Source organism: Niveispirillum sp. FG148 (genome assembly GCF_057809655.1).
This window is the reverse complement of sequence record NZ_JBMDKJ010000046.1, coordinates 18,908-35,970: the sequence shown is the minus strand read 5'-3', so window position 1 is coordinate 35,970 and position 17,063 is coordinate 18,908. Positions and strand designations below refer to the sequence as shown.

General features: G+C 65.0%; 14 protein-coding genes. 6 read left to right on the top strand and 8 right to left on the bottom strand.

The annotated features are described in order from the left end of the window. Positions 1-70: 70 nt before the first annotated feature. The gene (locus ACODTW_RS26900; protein WP_488949236.1) at positions 71-1,345 is read right to left on the bottom strand and encodes an NAD(P)/FAD-dependent oxidoreductase; all 1,275 of its coding nucleotides are present in this window, start codon (positions 1,343-1,345) and stop codon (positions 71-73) included. Between the two features lie 261 nt (positions 1,346-1,606). Between ACODTW_RS26900 and ACODTW_RS26895 the strand changes: the two genes are divergently transcribed. The 4 genes from ACODTW_RS26895 (at position 1,607) to ACODTW_RS26880 (ending at position 6,591) form a co-directional block, all read left to right on the top strand. Beyond that, on the top strand, positions 1,607-1,954 hold the full coding sequence (locus ACODTW_RS26895) for a rhodanese-like domain-containing protein (protein ID WP_488949234.1): 348 nt from the start codon (positions 1,607-1,609) through the stop codon (positions 1,952-1,954). A gap of 23 nt (positions 1,955-1,977) precedes the next feature. Then, a complete protein-coding gene (locus ACODTW_RS26890) occupies positions 1,978-2,973 on the top strand; it encodes an efflux RND transporter periplasmic adaptor subunit (RefSeq protein ID WP_488949233.1) in 996 nt (331 codons plus the stop codon). After that, positions 2,970-6,188 (top strand): efflux RND transporter permease subunit, encoded by a 3,219-nt coding sequence (locus tag ACODTW_RS26885; RefSeq protein ID WP_488949232.1) that lies wholly within the window; start codon positions 2,970-2,972, stop codon positions 6,186-6,188. The genes ACODTW_RS26890 and ACODTW_RS26885 overlap by 4 nt, the downstream gene beginning before the upstream one ends. A gap of 91 nt (positions 6,189-6,279) precedes the next feature. Continuing rightward, positions 6,280-6,591: an ArsR/SmtB family transcription factor gene (locus ACODTW_RS26880; protein ID WP_488949230.1), complete on the top strand. Its 312-nt coding sequence runs from the start codon at positions 6,280-6,282 to the stop codon at positions 6,589-6,591. A 61-nt stretch (positions 6,592-6,652) separates the two neighbouring features. Here ACODTW_RS26880 and ACODTW_RS26875 read toward each other — a convergent pair whose 3' ends face one another. The 5 genes from ACODTW_RS26875 to ACODTW_RS26855 form a co-directional block, all read right to left on the bottom strand. Next, entirely contained in the window at positions 6,653-7,705 is a 1,053-nt protein-coding gene (locus tag ACODTW_RS26875) for an NAD(P)H-dependent amine dehydrogenase family protein (protein WP_488949228.1), read from the bottom strand. After that, on the bottom strand, positions 7,702-8,478 hold the full coding sequence (locus tag ACODTW_RS26870; RefSeq protein WP_488949226.1) for an SDR family oxidoreductase: 777 nt from the start codon (positions 8,476-8,478) through the stop codon (positions 7,702-7,704). The genes ACODTW_RS26875 and ACODTW_RS26870 overlap by 4 nt, the downstream gene beginning before the upstream one ends. Continuing rightward, positions 8,475-9,044: a nuclear transport factor 2 family protein gene (locus tag ACODTW_RS26865; RefSeq protein ID WP_488949225.1), complete on the bottom strand. Its 570-nt coding sequence runs from the start codon at positions 9,042-9,044 to the stop codon at positions 8,475-8,477. The genes ACODTW_RS26870 and ACODTW_RS26865 overlap by 4 nt, the downstream gene beginning before the upstream one ends. A 283-nt stretch (positions 9,045-9,327) precedes the next feature. Continuing rightward, positions 9,328-10,269 carry a winged helix-turn-helix transcriptional regulator gene (locus ACODTW_RS26860; protein ID WP_488949237.1) on the bottom strand — a complete coding sequence of 314 codons (942 nt, stop codon included), beginning with the start codon at positions 10,267-10,269 and terminating at the stop codon, positions 9,328-9,330. A 90-nt stretch (positions 10,270-10,359) separates the two neighbouring features. After that, entirely contained in the window at positions 10,360-10,863 is a 504-nt protein-coding gene (locus ACODTW_RS26855) for an SgcJ/EcaC family oxidoreductase (RefSeq protein ID WP_488949224.1), read from the bottom strand. A 193-nt stretch (positions 10,864-11,056) separates the two neighbouring features. Between ACODTW_RS26855 and ACODTW_RS26850 the strand changes: the two genes are divergently transcribed. After that, positions 11,057-12,526 (top strand): carotenoid oxygenase family protein, encoded by a 1,470-nt coding sequence (locus ACODTW_RS26850; protein WP_488949222.1) that lies wholly within the window; start codon positions 11,057-11,059, stop codon positions 12,524-12,526. Positions 12,527-12,595: 69 nt separating this feature from the next. Here ACODTW_RS26850 and ACODTW_RS26845 read toward each other — a convergent pair whose 3' ends face one another. Next, entirely contained in the window at positions 12,596-14,824 is a 2,229-nt protein-coding gene (locus ACODTW_RS26845; RefSeq protein WP_488949221.1) for a TonB-dependent receptor, read from the bottom strand. 693 nt (positions 14,825-15,517) lie between these two features. On the opposite strand from ACODTW_RS26845, the gene ACODTW_RS26840 reads away from it, so the two are divergent. After that, positions 15,518-16,189 carry a GntR family transcriptional regulator gene (locus tag ACODTW_RS26840; protein ID WP_488949220.1) on the top strand — a complete coding sequence of 224 codons (672 nt, stop codon included), beginning with the start codon at positions 15,518-15,520 and terminating at the stop codon, positions 16,187-16,189. Between the two features lie 51 nt (positions 16,190-16,240). On the opposite strand, the gene ACODTW_RS26835 is transcribed toward ACODTW_RS26840, so the two are convergent. Continuing rightward, positions 16,241-17,035, bottom strand: coding sequence for a DUF1295 domain-containing protein (locus ACODTW_RS26835; RefSeq protein ID WP_488949218.1), 795 nt, complete (start codon positions 17,033-17,035; stop codon positions 16,241-16,243). Positions 17,036-17,063 lie beyond the last annotated feature (28 nt).

The following is a 17,063-nucleotide window of genomic DNA, read 5'->3' as shown; positions in this document are numbered from 1 at the left end:
TGCCGCGTAAGCCAAGCCAACGGATGTTGGCGCCGGCGCGTGAGGAACATCGTATGAACCGGCATGGGTGTCACCCTTCCTTCACCTTCTTGATGTTCAGGCGTTCCATCAGGAAATGTTCGTAGAAGGGTTCGGCCGTGCCCCGGCGCACCTTGTGCAGGAAGTATTTCTCGAACCCGATCTTGGCATAATGCACCCAGGTGCCTTTGGACGACCAGTTGACATTGCGCGGCGGGATCTGCGGCTGGGCGACGAAGGCCACGCCGCCATCGCCGAAATCGGCCAGACAGACGGCGTTAAGGGTGGGGCTGTGCGCCGGCTTCTTGTCGCGCAGCAGGGCGCCGATATTCAAGGCCGTGGCCGTGACCATGGATTCGATCATGAATCCGGTCTTGGGCACGCCCACGGGCACGGGCGTGGGGCCCAGGGGCGGGATGGCGACCGTGACGCCGATGGCGAAGACGTTGGGGAAGGCGGCGTTGCGCTGGTACTTGTCGGTCAGGACGAAGCCGCGCGGATTGGTCAGCCCCTCGATCCCCTTGATGGCCGGCACGCCGCGGAAGGCGGGCAGCAGCATGGCATAGCCAAACGGCAGGTCATGGGTGCGGGCAACCTGGCCATTGTCGGCCAGTTCCTCCACATGCATCCGGCCCTTCTGCACTTCTGTCACGCGGGCATTGGTGACCCATTTGATATGGCGCTGGCGCAGTTCGCTTTCCATCATCGACTTGGTGTCGCCCACCCCGTCCAGGCCCAGATGGCCGATATAGGGTTCGGGCGTGACCATGGTCATCGGCACCTTGTCGCGGATGCCGCGCTTGCGCAGTTCGGTGTCCAGCACGAAGGCGAATTCGTAGGCCGGCCCGAAGCAGGAGGCGCCGGGCGCCGCCCCGACGATGATCGGGCCGGGATTGGCGCAGAAAATCTCGAATTCCTCATAGGCGTGGACGGCGTGCCCGGTCTGGCAGATGGACTGCGTATAGGCATCGGGGCCCAGGCCCGGCACCTCGTCAAAGGCCAGGTCCGGCCCCGTGGCGATGACCAGATAATCATAGGAAACGCTGCTGCCATCGGCGATGTCGATGCGGTTTTCGGCCGGGTGCAGGCGGGTGGCCCCGGCATCGATGAAGCGGATATCCTTGCGCGCCATGATCGGCGCCAGATCCACCTCCACCTCCTTCTTCTCCCGCCAGCCGACGGCGACCCAGGGGTTGGACGGCGTGAACTGGAACTGGCCGCCCCGACCGATCAGGGTCAGCCGGTCGCCCGGCCGCAATTGCGGCATCAGTTCATAGGCCATGATGGTTCCGCCCAGCCCGGCGCCCAGCACGACAATCTCAGCCATCACACATCCTCCCTGGATATAATGGGTCGCCTTCCCTGTTGGCGGGTCGGTCGGGTATGGGGGGCGGCCCCATGGGCACGCCCCGGTCACAGGGATTATGCACGAAATCATATATTCGCAAATATGAAGATATGAAGGGCTCGCGGCCCTTGCCATGTGGTGGGCACATGCGTCGCGTGGTTGACGCGGGGGGCCTTATCGCCGTACCTTCATATCTCTGAAGATTAATATTCACCCTCGATATCTGCCAAGGACCGCCCCATGATCACCGATCTTTCCCCGGCCAGCGTGCATGAACTGCTGGTCGACCGCGCCATCCTGCTGGTCGATGTGCGCGAACCGCAGGAATTCGCGGCCGCCCGCATCCATGGCGCGATGCTGTTCCCGCTGTCCAGCTTCGATCCCAAGGCGCTGCCGGATGCGGACAAGGTGCGCATCGTCTTTCAGTGCGGGTCCGGCAAGCGCTCGGCCATGGCCGTGATGCGCTGCCAGCAGGCGGGGCTGGGCCATACCGAACATATGGAAGGCGGCATCCAGGCCTGGATGTCCGCCCGCCTGCCCACCATCACGCTGGACCCGGCCAGCGGCGGCGTCATCGACCGCCGGTAAAAATACTCTTGGGAGGCCCGATCATGCGTGCGCGTCTGCTGTCATCCTTGCTGCTGCTTCCCCTGCTGGCCGGGCCCGCGCTGGCCGCCGGGGGGGATTTCACCGTCGCCGTGAAGCCGCTGCCCGATGAGAAGTCGGTCTTCGCCACGGTGGAAAGCGTGAACAAGGTGCCGGCGCGCGTGCGCACAGGCGGCACCATCACCGGCCTGTCGGTGAAGGAAGGCGACGCGGTCACGGCCGGCCAGGTGATCGCCACCATCGGCGACCAGAAGCTGGCTTTGCAGCAGGGTGCGTCCGACGCGCAGATCGCCGCCGCCCGCGCGCAGCTGGAACAGGCCCAGGCCGATCTGGCGCGTGGCGAGGAGCTGATGAAGAACGGCTTCGTCACCAAACAGCGCCTGGACGAGCTGCGCACGGCCGCCAATGTCGCCGCCAACAATCTGAAGGCCCGCACGGCCGAACGCGCCGTCATCGGCCAGCAGATGACTGAAGGCCAGGTGCTGGCCCCCACATCGGGCCGGGTGCTGACGGTCCCGGTGACGCCGGGCACGGTGGTGATGGCCGGCGAAGCCGTGGCCACCATCGCGGAGCGTGATTACGTCCTGCGCCTGTCCATCCCCGAACGCCATGCCGTCCGCCTGAAGGCGGGCGACCCGGTGCGCCTGGATGGGGAGGATATGGGTCAGGGCGGGGCGGATGGCACCGGCGCCGTCACCCTGGTCTATCCGCAGATCACCGACGGGCGCGTGCAGGCCGATGCCAAGGTCAGCGGCCTGGGCGATTATTATGTGGGCCAGCGTGTGCGCGTGCTGGTGCCGACCGGCGCCCGGCCCACCATCGTCGTGCCCGCCAGCTACCTGACCACCCGCTTCGGCCTGGATTTCGCGCAGCTGCGCGTGGGCGATGGCACGGCGTCGGTGCCGGTGCAGCGCGGGCAGAAGCGGCCCCTGCCGGGCCTGGATGACGGGGTGGAAATCCTGTCCGGTCTTTCCGACGGCGACATCATGGTGCGGCCATGAATCTGGGCATTTCCGGCCTGCTGACGCGGGCCACCATCCGCTCCCCCCTGACGCCCCTGTTCCTGATGGCCTCGCTCATCGCCGGCCTGATCGCGCTGGCCCTGATCCCGCGGGAGGAGGAGCCGCAGATCAGCGTGCCCATGGTCGACATCCTGGTGTCGGCCGACGGGTTGAAGGCTCCGGACGCGGCCGAACTGGTGACCAAGCCGCTGGAAGCCATCGTCAAGGGCATCAACGGCGTCGACCATGTCTATAGCCAGACGGAGGATGACCGCGTCATGGTGACGGCGCGGTTCAAGGTGGGCACGAACGAGGATGACGCCATCGTCCGCGTCCATGCCAAGATCCGCGCGCATCTGTCGGAAATCCCCGTCGGCATTCCCGAACCCGCGATTGTCGGGCGCGGCATCAATGATGTCGCCATCGTCACCCTGACGCTGTCGGCCGAACCCGGTCTGGCCGACCGCTGGCCCGACCGCGATCTGGGCACACTGGCGGAAAAGCTGCGCACCGAACTGGTGAAGGTGCCCGATATCGGCGCCACCTACCTGTCGGGCCGCGTCACCGAACAGGTACGCGTTGAACCCGATCCGGAAAAGCTGGCGCTGTACGGTATCACGCTGGAACAGTTGACGGGCAAGATCGCGGGGGCCAACCGCTCCTTCGTCGCGGGCCGGCTGCTGGATGGCGGCAAAAGCCTGACGGTGGCGGCGGGGCAGACCCTGTCGGGCGTGCCCGATATCGGGCTGCTGCTGCTGACCAGCCGTGACAACCGCCCCGTCTATGTCCGCGATGTCGCCAATGTCGTGCTGGACAGCGCGCCCGTCGATCAGGCCGCCTGGACCATGGTCAAGGGCGACAAGGGTGCGTGGACGCGCAGCCCCGCCGTCACCGTCGCCCTGTCCAAGCGGGCCGGCGCCAATGCCGTGGTCGTGGCCGACGCCATCCTGGAACGGGTCGATGGCCTGCGCGGCCGCCTGATCCCCGATGGCGTGCGGGTGGAGGTCACGCGCAATTACGGGGAAACCGCGTCGGAAAAGGCCGATGAGCTGCTGTTCCATCTGGGTCTGGCCACCCTGTCCATCGTGGCCTTGATCTGGTTCGCCATTGGACGGCGGGAGGCGCTGGTGACCCTGGTCGTCATCCCGGTCACCATCCTGATGACGTTGTTTGCCGCCCACCTGATGGGCTACACCATCAACCGCGTCAGCCTGTTCGCACTGATCTTCGCCATCGGTATCCTGGTCGATGACGCCATCGTGGTGGTGGAGAATATCGCCCGGCACTGGGCCATGAAGGACGGGCGCGACCGCATGAATGCCGCGGTGGAGGCGGTGGCGGAGGTGGGCAATCCCACCATCGTCGCCACCATGACGGTGGTTGCGGCCCTGCTGCCCATGCTGTTCGTGTCGGGCATGATGGGACCGTACATGGCGCCCATCCCCGTCAACGCGTCCGCCGCCATGCTGTTCAGCTTCTTTGCCGCCATGGTGCTGGCACCCTGGCTGATGCTGAAACTGACGGGCAAGGGTGGCGATGCCGCCGGGCACGGGGGGCAAGAGGGGGCGCATGATGGCGGGGCCCTGGGCCGACTGTACCGCCGCGTCGCCACGCCCATCCTGTCGTCCCGCCGCAATGCCGGTCGTTTCCTGGCCATTGTCGGTGTCGCCACCGTCGCCTCGCTCGGCCTGTTCGCCACCAAGAGCGTGACGGTCAAGCTGCTGCCGTTCGACAATAAATCCGAACTGTCGGTGCAGTTGAACCTGCCGCGCGGGGCCACGCTGCAGGACACGCAGCGCCTGCTGTTCCAGGCGGCGGACATTGCCGCCACCCTGCCGGAACTGCGCTCTGCCCAGATCTATGCCGGCACGGCGGCGCCCTTCAATTTCAACGGTCTGGTGCGGCACAGCTTCCTGCGCAACAGCCCCGACCTGGGCGAGGTGCAGATCAATCTGGCCCCCAAGGGCGACCGCAAACGCGCCAGTCACGACATCGCCCTGGATCTGCGGGCCAAGCTGCTAGCCGGGTTGAAACTGCCGGAAGGCACCAGCCTGAAGGTGGTGGAGGTGCCGCCGGGCCCGCCCGTGATGGCGACCCTGCTGGCCGAAATCTATGGTCCCGATGCCGCCACGCGCCGCGCCGTGGCAGGGGAGGTGCGCAAGCTGTTCGCCACGATCCCCTTCATCACCGATATCGATGACAGCTATGGCACGGTCCAGCCGCGCCTGCGCATTTCCATCGATCAGGAACGGCTGGAATATTTCGGGGTGGAGCAGGGGGCCGTCTATGACGCGCTCCGCGCCATCCTGGGCACCCAGCCTGTCGGTTATTCCCATCGCGGGCAGGAACGTTATCCTGTCGATATCTCCATCGCCCTGCCCAAGGATGACCGCGCCTGGACGGCGCGGCTGTCATCCACGCCCGTGCCCGCCAACGCCATCCCCGGATCGAACCGGGTGGTGGAGCTGGGTGAGCTGGTGCGGGTGGTGCGGGAGGAGGGGTCGCCCGTGCTGTTCCGCCGCGACGGCTATTTCACTGACATGGTGACGGCCGAACTGGCCGGCCGGTACGAGGCGCCGATCTATGGCATGGGGGCCGTCGCCGACGCCATCGACGCGCATGATTGGGGCAGCCTGCCCAAGCCTGTGGTGACGCTGGCCGGACAGCCGGCGGATGAAACCCACCCGACCCTGCTGTGGGACGGGGAGTGGGAGGTCACCTATGTCACCTTCCGCGACATGGGGGCGGCGTTCGGCGTGGCCATCCTGGCGATATATGTGCTGGTGGTGGCGCAGTTCCGCAGCTTCAAACTGCCGCTGGTCATCCTGACGCCCATTCCGTTGACCCTGCTGGGCATCATGCTGGGCCATTGGCTGGTGGGGGCGGCGTTCACGGCCACGTCGATGATCGGCTTCATCGCGCTGGCCGGCATCATCGTGCGCAATTCCATCCTGCTGGTGGATTTCATCCGCCACGGGGCAGGCCATGGCCTGAGCTTGCGCGAGGTTCTGTTGCAGGCCGGTGCCGTGCGCTTCAAGCCCATCCTGCTGACGGCTTTGTCGGCCATGATCGGGGCGGCCACCATCCTGACCGATCCGATCTTCCAGGGGCTGGCCGTGGCCCTGCTGTTCGGGCTGGCCTCTTCCACGCTGCTGACGGTGCTGGTCATCCCGTCCATCTATGTCGTGCTGCGCGACGCTGATGGGCGGACATGATGCGTACACCGGTATGATATCCGGCGATGGCAGGGACAGGGTTCCTGCCATTGACGGCCGTGCCTTTCCCTTTTATTCCAGGGGAATGAACATGCAAGAAATGCAGGTCAATGCCGACCGCGCGGTCGAGCTTCTGAAGGCGCTGGGCAATCGCGGGCGCCTGATGATCCTGTGCCAGCTGGTGCAGGGGGAGCGATCGGTCGGTGACTTGGCCGAACGCATCAGCATGCGCGACACGGCCGTTTCGCAGCAGCTGGCCCTGCTGCGTAAGGACGGTCTGGTCCGGGCGCGCCGCGACGGCCAGACCATCTATTACGCCCTGGCCAGCGACGAAGCGGCCCGCGTCATCCAGACCCTGTACGAAATCTACTGCCCCGACGGGACGGAGATCGGCTGCGGCTGAGCCGTTGGGTTGCGGGGGCAACAGGGCTCCCCATCAGCGCTAGCGCCCGGAAAGCTGCGGGTCATCCCCCCTGATGCGGCGTCGCCAGCGGTCTGGTCATCACGCCGGGCGGGGCAGCGCAGACGACGGGGATGGCGTTCATCACCGACCCGGCTACGGCGATCTGTTCGGCCGATGTGCGGGTCGTGTCGGACGGGTGTTTGGTCAGCTCCACCGCGATGCGCACGCCCGGTTCGCCCTCCACCCTGATCTGCCACAAGGGCGGCTCCGGATTGTCCAGATGCGCCGTCTCCATGTACCAGTGGATGGAGATGGTCAGCAACGGCCGCCCGCCCACGATCCCGTGCCAGCGCCAATGGATGTGGGAGATGCCGCCCGCCGCGATGGGCCCGGCGGCGATGGTCAGGTCCCGGCTGGCCCCGAACACACGGTGATCGGTCTCCACCCGTTCCAGCTCCAGGCCCAGATGGTCGGCCATGGCCGACAAGGCCTCCCCATACATGCCGTTCAGCGACGAGGCCGGGCCCCATGCCGGATCGTTGGGGTTCACCTGGGCCGGGTCGGACCCGAAGCCCAGGATGCCGAAGACATAGTCCGGGCTGCGTACCATCTGGCAGGGCACGCTTTCCACCAATTCCACCTGGTCCAGGCGCGAACAGACGCCTGTGGCGACGACGGCCAGCTGTTCGGCGGCAAAGCCGGGATTCAACCCCGCGCCCATCAGGGTCGATCCCCCCTGTTCGCAGGCCGCCTGCAGCGCCGCCAGCCGCTCCCCGCCCGAAAATTGCGGCCGGGAATAGCCATTGATGGAAATGACATTCTTGCCCGATTCCAGCAGCCGGATCAGCTCCGCATCATGCGAGCCATAGGGCGGGGCCAGCCGCGCGCAATGGATCACAACATCGGCGTCCAGGGCCAGGATCGCGTCAATATCGCGCGTGGCCTTCACGCCGGTGGGCGGACGCCGGGCGATGTCGCCGGCATCCAGGCCTTCTTTGTCCTGGCCATAGACGTACAGCCCGGCCAGTTCCACGCCCGGATTGTCGATCAGGGCGCGCAGGACACTCTTGCCCATGGCGCCCGTGGCCCATTGGATGACGCGGATTTTCTTCATTTTGCGGCCTCCTCCGCCTGCCAGCGTGCCTGCAATTTCGCCATGCGCTGCACCATGGATTGGCGCAGGCGCTGGGGATCGCGGGCCAGGAAGGCGCGCACCTCCACGGCATGGCGGTCGGTGTCATGTTCTTCCAGGCCCAGGCGCACGGCCAGCAGCCCGGCCTTGGCGATGTCGCGTGGGCTGGCCTTGTCCACGCCCTTCACATGCTCCGCCATGCGGGTATCGACCGAGCCGACGATCAGCGACGTGACCGCGGTGCCCTGTCCCGCCAGTTCGGCGCGGATACAATCGCCGGCGGCCCGCGCCGCGAATTTCGACGGGCTGTAGCCGCCCATTTCCGGCACGGGCACGATGGCGCCGGCCGACAGGACATTGACGATGGCGCCGCCACCGTTCGCCGCCAGCACGGGCGCAAAGGCCCGGCACATGGAAACCAGCCCGAAGAAATTCACCTCCATTTCAGCCCGCATCGACACCATGTCGGGTGCTCGCATCAGGGTCTGGCGGTTGAAGGCGCCGGCATTGTTGATCAGCAGGCTGACCGTGCCACAGGTGGCCGCCGCGGCGGCCACCTGTTCCGGCCGCGTCACATCCAGCACCAGACCCGTGACAAGGCCACCGCCCATCGCCGACAGGGTGGCCGCGTCTTCTTCCGTGCGGGCGGCGGCGTAAATGCGCGCCGCCCCCTGTTCCAGCAATTCCTCGACAAAGCCCAGGCCGATGCCGCGATTGGCGCCGGTGACCAGGGCCGTGCATCCTTCGATCCTCATTGCCCCGCCTCCCTGGCTGCCTGATCCTCAACCCTGGCGCGGTACAGCACATCATCGGGCTTGCGTGTGCCGCGCACCAGAATGGACGGGTCGGGCGCAATCAGGCCGCGGCCCCAGCTTTCATTGGTCGGCATCTCCTGGCTCCAGTCCCAGGCCAGGCGGCGATGGGCGATGGCCCAGCGGCCATTGCGCCGTTCAAACCGGTCGATGGCCCGCGCCATGGTCAGGCTGTCCACCGTCTCCCCCGCCGCACCGCCCTTCACCGGCAGCCGGGCGAAGGTCAGGTAATGGCATTCGGTCCAGGCCGTATCGCCCTCCAGTTCCACCAGGATATTGGTGACCGAATGGCTCATGCGCGGGGCTCGTGGCAGCATCTTGCGCATGGCGGCCACATACTCGCGTGCCGGCCCGTTGAAGGTGCCGCCATGATCCTCGATGGCGTCATCATGATACGCGGCCTCGATCAGATCCACGTCGCCGCGGTCAGCGCCGCGGGCATAGGCGATCAGGATATCGGTGATGGCCTGCCGGTCCAGCAGGTCGGACAATGTAGCGGCTGCCGCCATGGTCCGTTTCCTCCCTTGCTTGTCGGTTGATTGTGGGCGTGCGGGGCCCTTGCCGCGGGCGCGTTGGGCGCGCGGGTGGGGGGGTTAGGTAGAGGTGGGCCGTGCGATTGAACGGGTTCCCGCCTAATTCCCGTCATCCCGGCGAAAGCCGGGACCCAGGGTCACAAGCTCGACAGTAGACGCCGCATTGATCAAAGCCGCCGACAGGTCGGGTCTCGCGGCCCCTGGGTCCCGGCTTTCGCCGGGATGACGGGGAACAGAGGACGCAGTGGAAAGGCCCCCCTCACCCCGAAACCACACTCCCTGGTTCTGCAATCTCGAACGTCACATCCTGCGGTGCGATGGGGCCGCGGCAATGGGAACAGACGACCTTGGCGTCCAGCCCATGGCCGCATTCCTTGTGGGTCAGCAGCAAAGGCGGGCCTTCGGGCGACACATAATACTTGTCCCCCCATTGCATCAGCATCAGCAGGGCCGGGAAATAATCCAACCCCTTGCGCCGCACGCGATATTCGTACCGTGGCGGGCTGGTCGCGTACTGGTGCTGCTTTATCACCCCGATCGATACCAGCCAGGCCAGCCGTTCCGACAGGACGTTGGTGGCAATGGCCGTGTCGCGGCGGATATCGTCGAAGCGGTTGATGCCGGTGAAGATGGACCGCATGATCAGGCTGGCCCAGCGATCGCCCATCAGCTGCGCACCCGTCTTGAACAGCGACGTGCCGGCGATGCTGTCGCGCTGCTGGCGGCGCTGGCTGTAGAGCGGGGCCATCCAGCCCACGCCCGGTCCTTCGCGCCAGGTGACCTCCGTGGCATTGAAATTCTGCCCGCAATGGCCGCAGGCCGGCTCCGGCGTGAAGGCATGGCCGCAGACCTTGTGGGTCAGGGTCACGCGGATCTCGCCATCCTGTTCGGCCCACAACTGCTCCCAGCGCAGCAGCATCAGCGTGACCCAGTAAAGGTCCCGCCCCTTGGGCGCCAGCACATATTCGGAACGCGGCGGACTGCTGGTATAGAGCCGCTTTTCGAAGATCTGCGCCTCCACCAGCTTTTTCAGCCGGTTGGACAACAGCGCCTTCAGCAGGCCCGTGCGCTGATGGAACTCGTCAAAGCGGCGCACGCCCAGCCAGGCTGCCTCCAAGGTCAGCAGGGTCGGCGTGTCGCCGACGATTTCCAGCGCCCGCCAGATGGAACAGGTACGAATAAGTGTCTGACCGGTCGTCATAGTCACCTGGAAGGCCCAACCCTGCTGCTCGCCGGCCCCGGCCGACGCACCGCCATGATGGGATGCGTGTACCGGGGCCGTCCGCGCGTATCAATGGGCGCCGTGGAAATCCTGGGCGACACCCATTTCCGACAGCAACTGTGCCCGGTCATAGTATTCGCGCCATTCCTTGATCTTGTCACCCTTCACGTCCAGCACGCCGACCACGGGCACGGCCCCCTGATGGCCCTTGTAGGTGAAGCGGTCGACCCGTTCGACAAACACCATGTCGCCGATGCGGCCGATATGGCGGATATCCAGATGGATGGCCGAGACGCCCGCCCCCAGCGCCATGATGCGCTGGGCGATGGGTTCGCGCCCCACGATGGGGTCCAGCATCATGGAATGCAGAACCCCATCCTCGGTGAACAGCTCGCCCACCTGCTTCCAGTCCTGGGTATTCCAGGCATGGATCATCTGTTGCACCACCGCGATCTTCGGGTCTTGCGACCGCATGCTTTCCTCCGTGCGTTTCTGGCTGGCCTGTGCCGGGCTTATGGCCGCGACGGCGGTCAGCAACAGCAGCGCCACCCCCGCGATCAGGGATCGTTTCATGATCCGCACCCTTTCCGTGGTATCAATATGCAAGTGACATCTATGCGGCACGACAAGGCGATTATCAACGGTTCATATGGGGAACCATCGAAAATTTCTCAACTTGCATAACCATACTAATGGTGATATTCGAAGGGTGGCTACCCTGTCGATCGACCCTGTGGCCCACTCACGAAAAAGCATGAGGTAGGAAATGAATGTCGTGCGCCTGGCGCCGGTCGCATCAAGCCTGCGCCCCAACAACCACCCCTATCTGAACGGTCCCTGGACCCCGCAGATGGAGGAGGTGAATGCCTGGGATCTGGATGTGATCGAAGGGCGCATCCCCGACGACATTGACGGGGTCTATCTGCGCAACACGGAAAATCAGGTGCATGAACCGCTGGGCCGGCATCATCCGTTCGATGCCGATGGCATGATCCACCAGATCGATTTCCGGGGCGGCAAGGCGTCATACCGCAACCGCTTCGTGCGCACCCGCTGCTTTCAGGCAGAGCAGGAGGCCGGGCGCTCGCTGTGGGGTGGGATCATGGACCGGCCGGGCGTGTCCACCCGCCCCGGCTTCGGTGCCCATGGCGGGGTGAAGGACAGTTCCAGCACCGATATCATCGTCCATGCCGGCAAGGCCTTGTCCACCTTCTACCAGTGCGGGGAAGCCTATGTGCTGGACCCCGAAACGCTGGAACAGGCGGGCGTGGCGCCCTGGGTGCCGCTGGACGGCATCTCCGCCCATCCAAAGCTGGATGAGGCGACGGGAGAGTTGCTGTTCTTCAACTACTCCACCCATGCACCCTATATGCACTATGGCGTGCTGGACCGCGACGGGCGGCTGACCAACTACGTGCCCATCCCGCTGCCGGGCCCGCGCCTGCCGCATGACATGGCGTTCAGCGAGAACTGGTCGATCCTGAACGATTTCCCCATGTTCTGGGACCCGGAACTGCTGGCCAAGGGTCTGCATGCCAGCCGCTTCCATCCCGACATGAAGTCGCGCTTCGCCCTGATCCCGCGCCATGGCAAGACCGAGGATATCCGCTGGTTCGAAGCATCCCCCACCTATGTCCTGCACTGGCTGAACTGTTATGAGGAAGGGGACGAGGTGGTGCTGGACGGGTATTTCCAGGAAAATCCCCAGCCCGCCCCCCTGCCACGCGAGGATGGCCACGGCCATTTCATGGCCTTTATTGACGAACAGAGCTTCCGGCCCAAGCTGCACCGCTGGCGGTTCAATCTGAAGACTGGAGAAACTGTAGAACAGCGGCTGGACGACCGGATTCTGGAATTCGGCATGTTCAACCAGACCTATGCCGGCCGGCCCTATCGCTATGCCTATTCCACCACGACCAAGCCGGGCTGGTTCCTGTTCAACGGCTATGTGAAGCATGATCTGGTAACGGGAGAGAGCTGGCAACTGACCTTGCCCGAAGGTCGCTATGCCAGCGAAAGTCCTTTTGCGCCAAGGGTTAACGCCAAGGACGAGGATGACGGCTATCTGGTCAGCTTCATCATTGACGAGAACCAGGGCACGTCGGAATGCATCCTGGTGGATTGCAAGCGCTTCAGTGACGGACCCGTCTGCCGCATCGCCCTGCCGCACAAGATCAGCAGCGGTACCCATTCGCACTGGGCCAGCCGTGCGGAGCTGGACAAGGCCCGGCGGTAGAAGTGTAGGGATGGATTATGGCCCATACAATCCAGATTGTATGGGCCATACACTTCCCGCCGGTCCCCCTTAGAACTTCGCCTTCAGTTCCACACCCACCGTGCGCGGCAGGGCGCGGGTGGTGAAGTTGAAGACGGTGGTGTTGGGCACGACCAGGACCACGCCGTCGACATTGTAGCGCTTGTCGAACAGGTTGCGGGCATAGAGCGTGGCGCCCCAGGTTTCGTTCTGCACACCCAGGCGGACATTGACCAGATCAATGGCGGGCCGTTCCGTGCCCGGCGTGTTCAGCGTGTCGAAATACATCGGCCCGGTGCGGTTATATTCCACGCGCGCCGACAGGTCGTAATCCTGTACCAGCGGCACGGTATATTGCGCCCCCAGGATGGCATCATACTTGGCCGTGAAGGGGAAACGGTTGCCCACCGTCTGCGGCAACTCCTTGTTTTCCTTGATCTCGCTGTGCAGATAGCCATAGCCGAAGAACAGGTCCAGCCCGTCGGCCACGCGCGCCTGTCCGTCCAGTTCAAAGCCCTTGATCTGGTTGCGGTCGACGATGGAAATCACGCGCGACAGCGAGAAGGGGAAGAACTGGAAGAACTGTGCGTTTTCCACCTTCGTGCTGAAGGCGGCGACGTTCAGGGTCAGGCGCCCGTCCAGCAACCGGCTTTTCACACCGGCTTCATAGGAGGACGAGGTTTCCTTGCCGAAACTGTCCTGCACCGTGGTGTTGGTCACGCCATCGACATTGATGATGTTGAAGCGGCTGCCCAGCGGGTTGAAGCCGCCGGACCGGAAGCCCTCGCCATAGGTGGCATAGAGCGACACATCCCTGGTCGCCTTCCAGCGCAGCGACACGCGCGGCTGGGCGGCATTGAAGCTGTCCTTGCGCACCAGCCCCGTGACATTGGGCAGGGGTGAATAGGCAGCGGGCGTCAGGTTGGTGCTTTCCCGATTTTCCTTGTCATAGCGGAAGGCCGTGGACAGTTCGACATCGGGGGTGATGTCATAGGCCAGCTGCCCGAACAGGGCCCAGGCATCATTGGCATTGTCGGTCCAGGTGACGGCGACGATGGGGTTGGCCGGACCACCCAGCGGCGAGGCCACGATGACGCCCTGGCCCAGATCATTGCCGCGGTTCAGCACGATCTCGCGGTTGAACTTGATGTAATAGGCGCCGGCGATATAGCGCAGCCGGTTCTCACCGGGCGAGGTGAAGCGCAGTTCGAAGGACGTGTCGTCCTGGTTGCGTTCCTGATACTGCGTGCCGTCGCGCAGGGTCGGGCCATAGCCTTCAATCAGGGCCGGGTTGGTGAAGAAATCGCCGGGCGCCGGCCCGCCGGGGAAGGGCACGCCGAACAGGGCCAGATCGACCGCGCCCTCGCCCCCCATATTCTCCTTCAGGTCGTGATAGGCGGCGGTGGCCGTCAGGGTGCCGGCCTCCGTCTTCCAGTCCATCTTGCCCGACAGGTCCAGGCGCTTCTGATTGTTGAAGCTGCGGACATTGCCGGCATAAGGGATGGAGGTGTCCTTGATATTGACGCCGGTGACGAAGCCGGGCGTGCCCGCCGTCTGATTGTTGAAATTGAAGGCGTAGCCGTCGATCTTGCCGTAACCGGCGGAGAAGTCGAATTCGATATCGTCCGTTGCCTTGTAGATGACGCGGGCGCGCACCAGCCGTTCGGTGAAGGGGTCTTCCTTCTCCTTCAGGGTGATGTTGTCGTAGTAGCCCTTGCGATCCTTGTAGGATGCGGTGATGCGGGCGAACAGCTTGTCTTCCACCAGCGGGCCGCCGACATAGCCGCTGACCTTGTATTCATTGCCGCGGAATTCATAGCCGGCCTGGATCTGGCCTTCGGCCGTGTCGCCCGGCTTCTTGGTATTGACCAGGATGGCGCCGCCGATGGCGTTGCGGCCATAGATCGACCCCAACGGACCCTTGATCACCTCGATCTGGGCGATGTCGACCATGTCCTGGTTGAAGGCGTTGGGATTGGGCACCAGCACGCCGTCCAGCACATAGGCAAAGGGCGGCTCCGCGTCGCGCGGCTGGATCACGCCACGGATATGCACCTGGCTCTCGCCGACATTGGTCGTCTGCAGGAAGCTGACATTGGGGGTCAGGGCCAGGAAGTCGGCCGGCCCCGTGATGCCCGCCTTTTCGATCGTTTCAGAGGTGAAGGCAGCCACCGCCACCGGGGTTTCGCGCGCCGTTTCATTGCGCTGCCGGGCGACGACGACAATCTCCTCCAGCATGTTCGGGCTGCTGTCGGTCTGGGTGCCTGCTTTTTGGGCCATGGCTGCCGGATTGGATACAATCATCGACGCACAAAGCGCCGTTCCGGTCATCAAGGCTGGAAGGATACGTCCGTTCCGCATTGTCGTTGCTCTCCGCTGTTCGATGGATTTTATTGATTTTCCAGGCATACGCAGGGGTGCGCCCGTGTCTTGATGTCGCTTCCAACCTTATATGAGAATCCGCTTTCGACAAGGGGGGATGCGTGTCATTGTATACTTTGTAGCGACTGTGACGGGAAAGCCGCGCCGGACGGACAAGCCGGGCGGCAAGGGGTCTGCTTGTGCCTGTTTGTGGCTGTTTGTTCCCTCAGGCGCCCGGCGCCGCCATCCGGCGGCTTGGCTTGCGCCGCATGGGCGGCGGGCCGGCAGTCGCCGGCCTGGGTTTTGTTTGTCACCTGGAGTTCGTTGAAGCGCCCTCTACCGTCATCCCGGCGAAGGCCGGGATCCAGGCCAGAGCGGCGTCTGTCGCGATATTTGTTATATCGGCGCTGACCGCGCCTCACGACTGGACCCCGGCTTTCGCCGGGGTGACGGTGGAGAAGGTGGCGGGCGCCGGCCGCCAATCCGCCAAAGCTCCAGCCATCCGGCGGCTTGGCGACGCGACGGGTGGTGCAAACCTGATCGCCTGCGCTAAGAAGAAGCCGAGAAACGCCAGCACGCCCCCAAGGGCGGGAACCGACCGGGACATCAGTGATGAGCAATGCCGTCGAAAAGGCCTATGCGGAAATCCGCGACGCTATCCATGCAGGCCGATTCCCGCCCGGCACGCATCTGAAGGAAGGCGAGCTGGCCGAGATGATCGGCGTCAGCCGCACGCCCATCCGCGAGGCGTTGCGTCGGCTGAATGCCGAAGGGTCGGTGCATTTCATGCGCAACCACGGCGCCTTCGTCGCCGACTGGTCAGTGGATGAGATCAAGGAGATCTTTGATCTGCGCGCCATGCTGGAAGGCTATGCCGTGGAGCGGGCGGCCGAACGGGCCAGCCCCGAACAGGTGGCCCGCCTGCGCGAATTGGCGGAGGAGATGGTGGCGCTGGAGGCCACGGGCACGTCCGATGCCCTGTCCCGCATTGCGGAAGCCAATGGCGAATTCCACCGCATCATCACCCAGGCGGCAGGGGCCCGCCGTCTGTCGACCATGATGGCGCAGGTGATCGAGGTGCCGCTGGTCCTGCGCACCTTCCATCGCTACAACGCCGAGGCCCTGCGCCGCAGCCTGCGCCACCATATGGAGATCGTGTCGGCGTTCGAGGTGCGCGACGGCACCTGGGCCGGCTCCGTCATGCGCAGCCACATCGCCGCCGCCTGGCACGCCATCGAAGCCAGCGCCCGGCAGCGGGACGAGGCGCGCGACGCGGTAGCGTAAGGGAGGGGCGCAACATTTCCCCTTGGCACCATCCCTATGCCCGCTTCGGCCCTATGCCCGCTTCGGCGGCCAGGGCACGAAGCCGGAGGTGCGGCGGATATAATCCTCGTATCCCGGCCTGGTGCGGGCCATGCGCTTTTCAACCGTCGGCGCGCCCGACCATTTCATCAGGGTCCAGGTCAGCAGGATCGGCCCCGGCAGCGCCCACAGGCCCGGCCCGGTTTCGGCCGCGATCAGGTACAACCCCCACCAGGCGCAGGCATCGCCGAAATAATTGGGATGGCGGGTATAGCGCCAGAGGCCGCGCATCATCACCTGACCCTGGTTGGCGGGATCGGCCTTGAACCGCACCAGCTGCCAGTCGCCAAGGCTTTCAAACAGGATCCCGAACAGGCAAAGCCCGGCCCCTGCCCAGGCGACAGGGCCCAGCGGCGTGGCGGCATCCACCGGCCCCAGCTGCACGGGCAGACAGACGATCAGCAGCAGCGGCGCCTGGGTGGCAAAGACCAGGATCAGCGACGCCCGCGCCAGGCTCCACCCCCTGGCCGCCTGCGCCTTGCCCAGCATGGCGGTATAGCGCCGGTCCGTCCCATGATGGCGCCAGCGCCACAGCATATAGGACCCCAGCCGCACCCCCCAGAGCGTGACCAGCCCCAGCAACAGCCATTGCCGCGGCGCGCCTGCGCCCACCTGCACATAGGTGCTGATGGCAACCAGCACCATGCCCAGCCCCCAGACAGCATCGACCGGCGTCATGTCGCCAAGGGCCAGACAGATGCGCCACAGGATCAGGAAGGCCACGACGATCACCGCCGCGTTGGTGGCCAGAAGCAGGACGATGTCCATGGGGGGCCTTTTTGTGTGGGGGGGACGG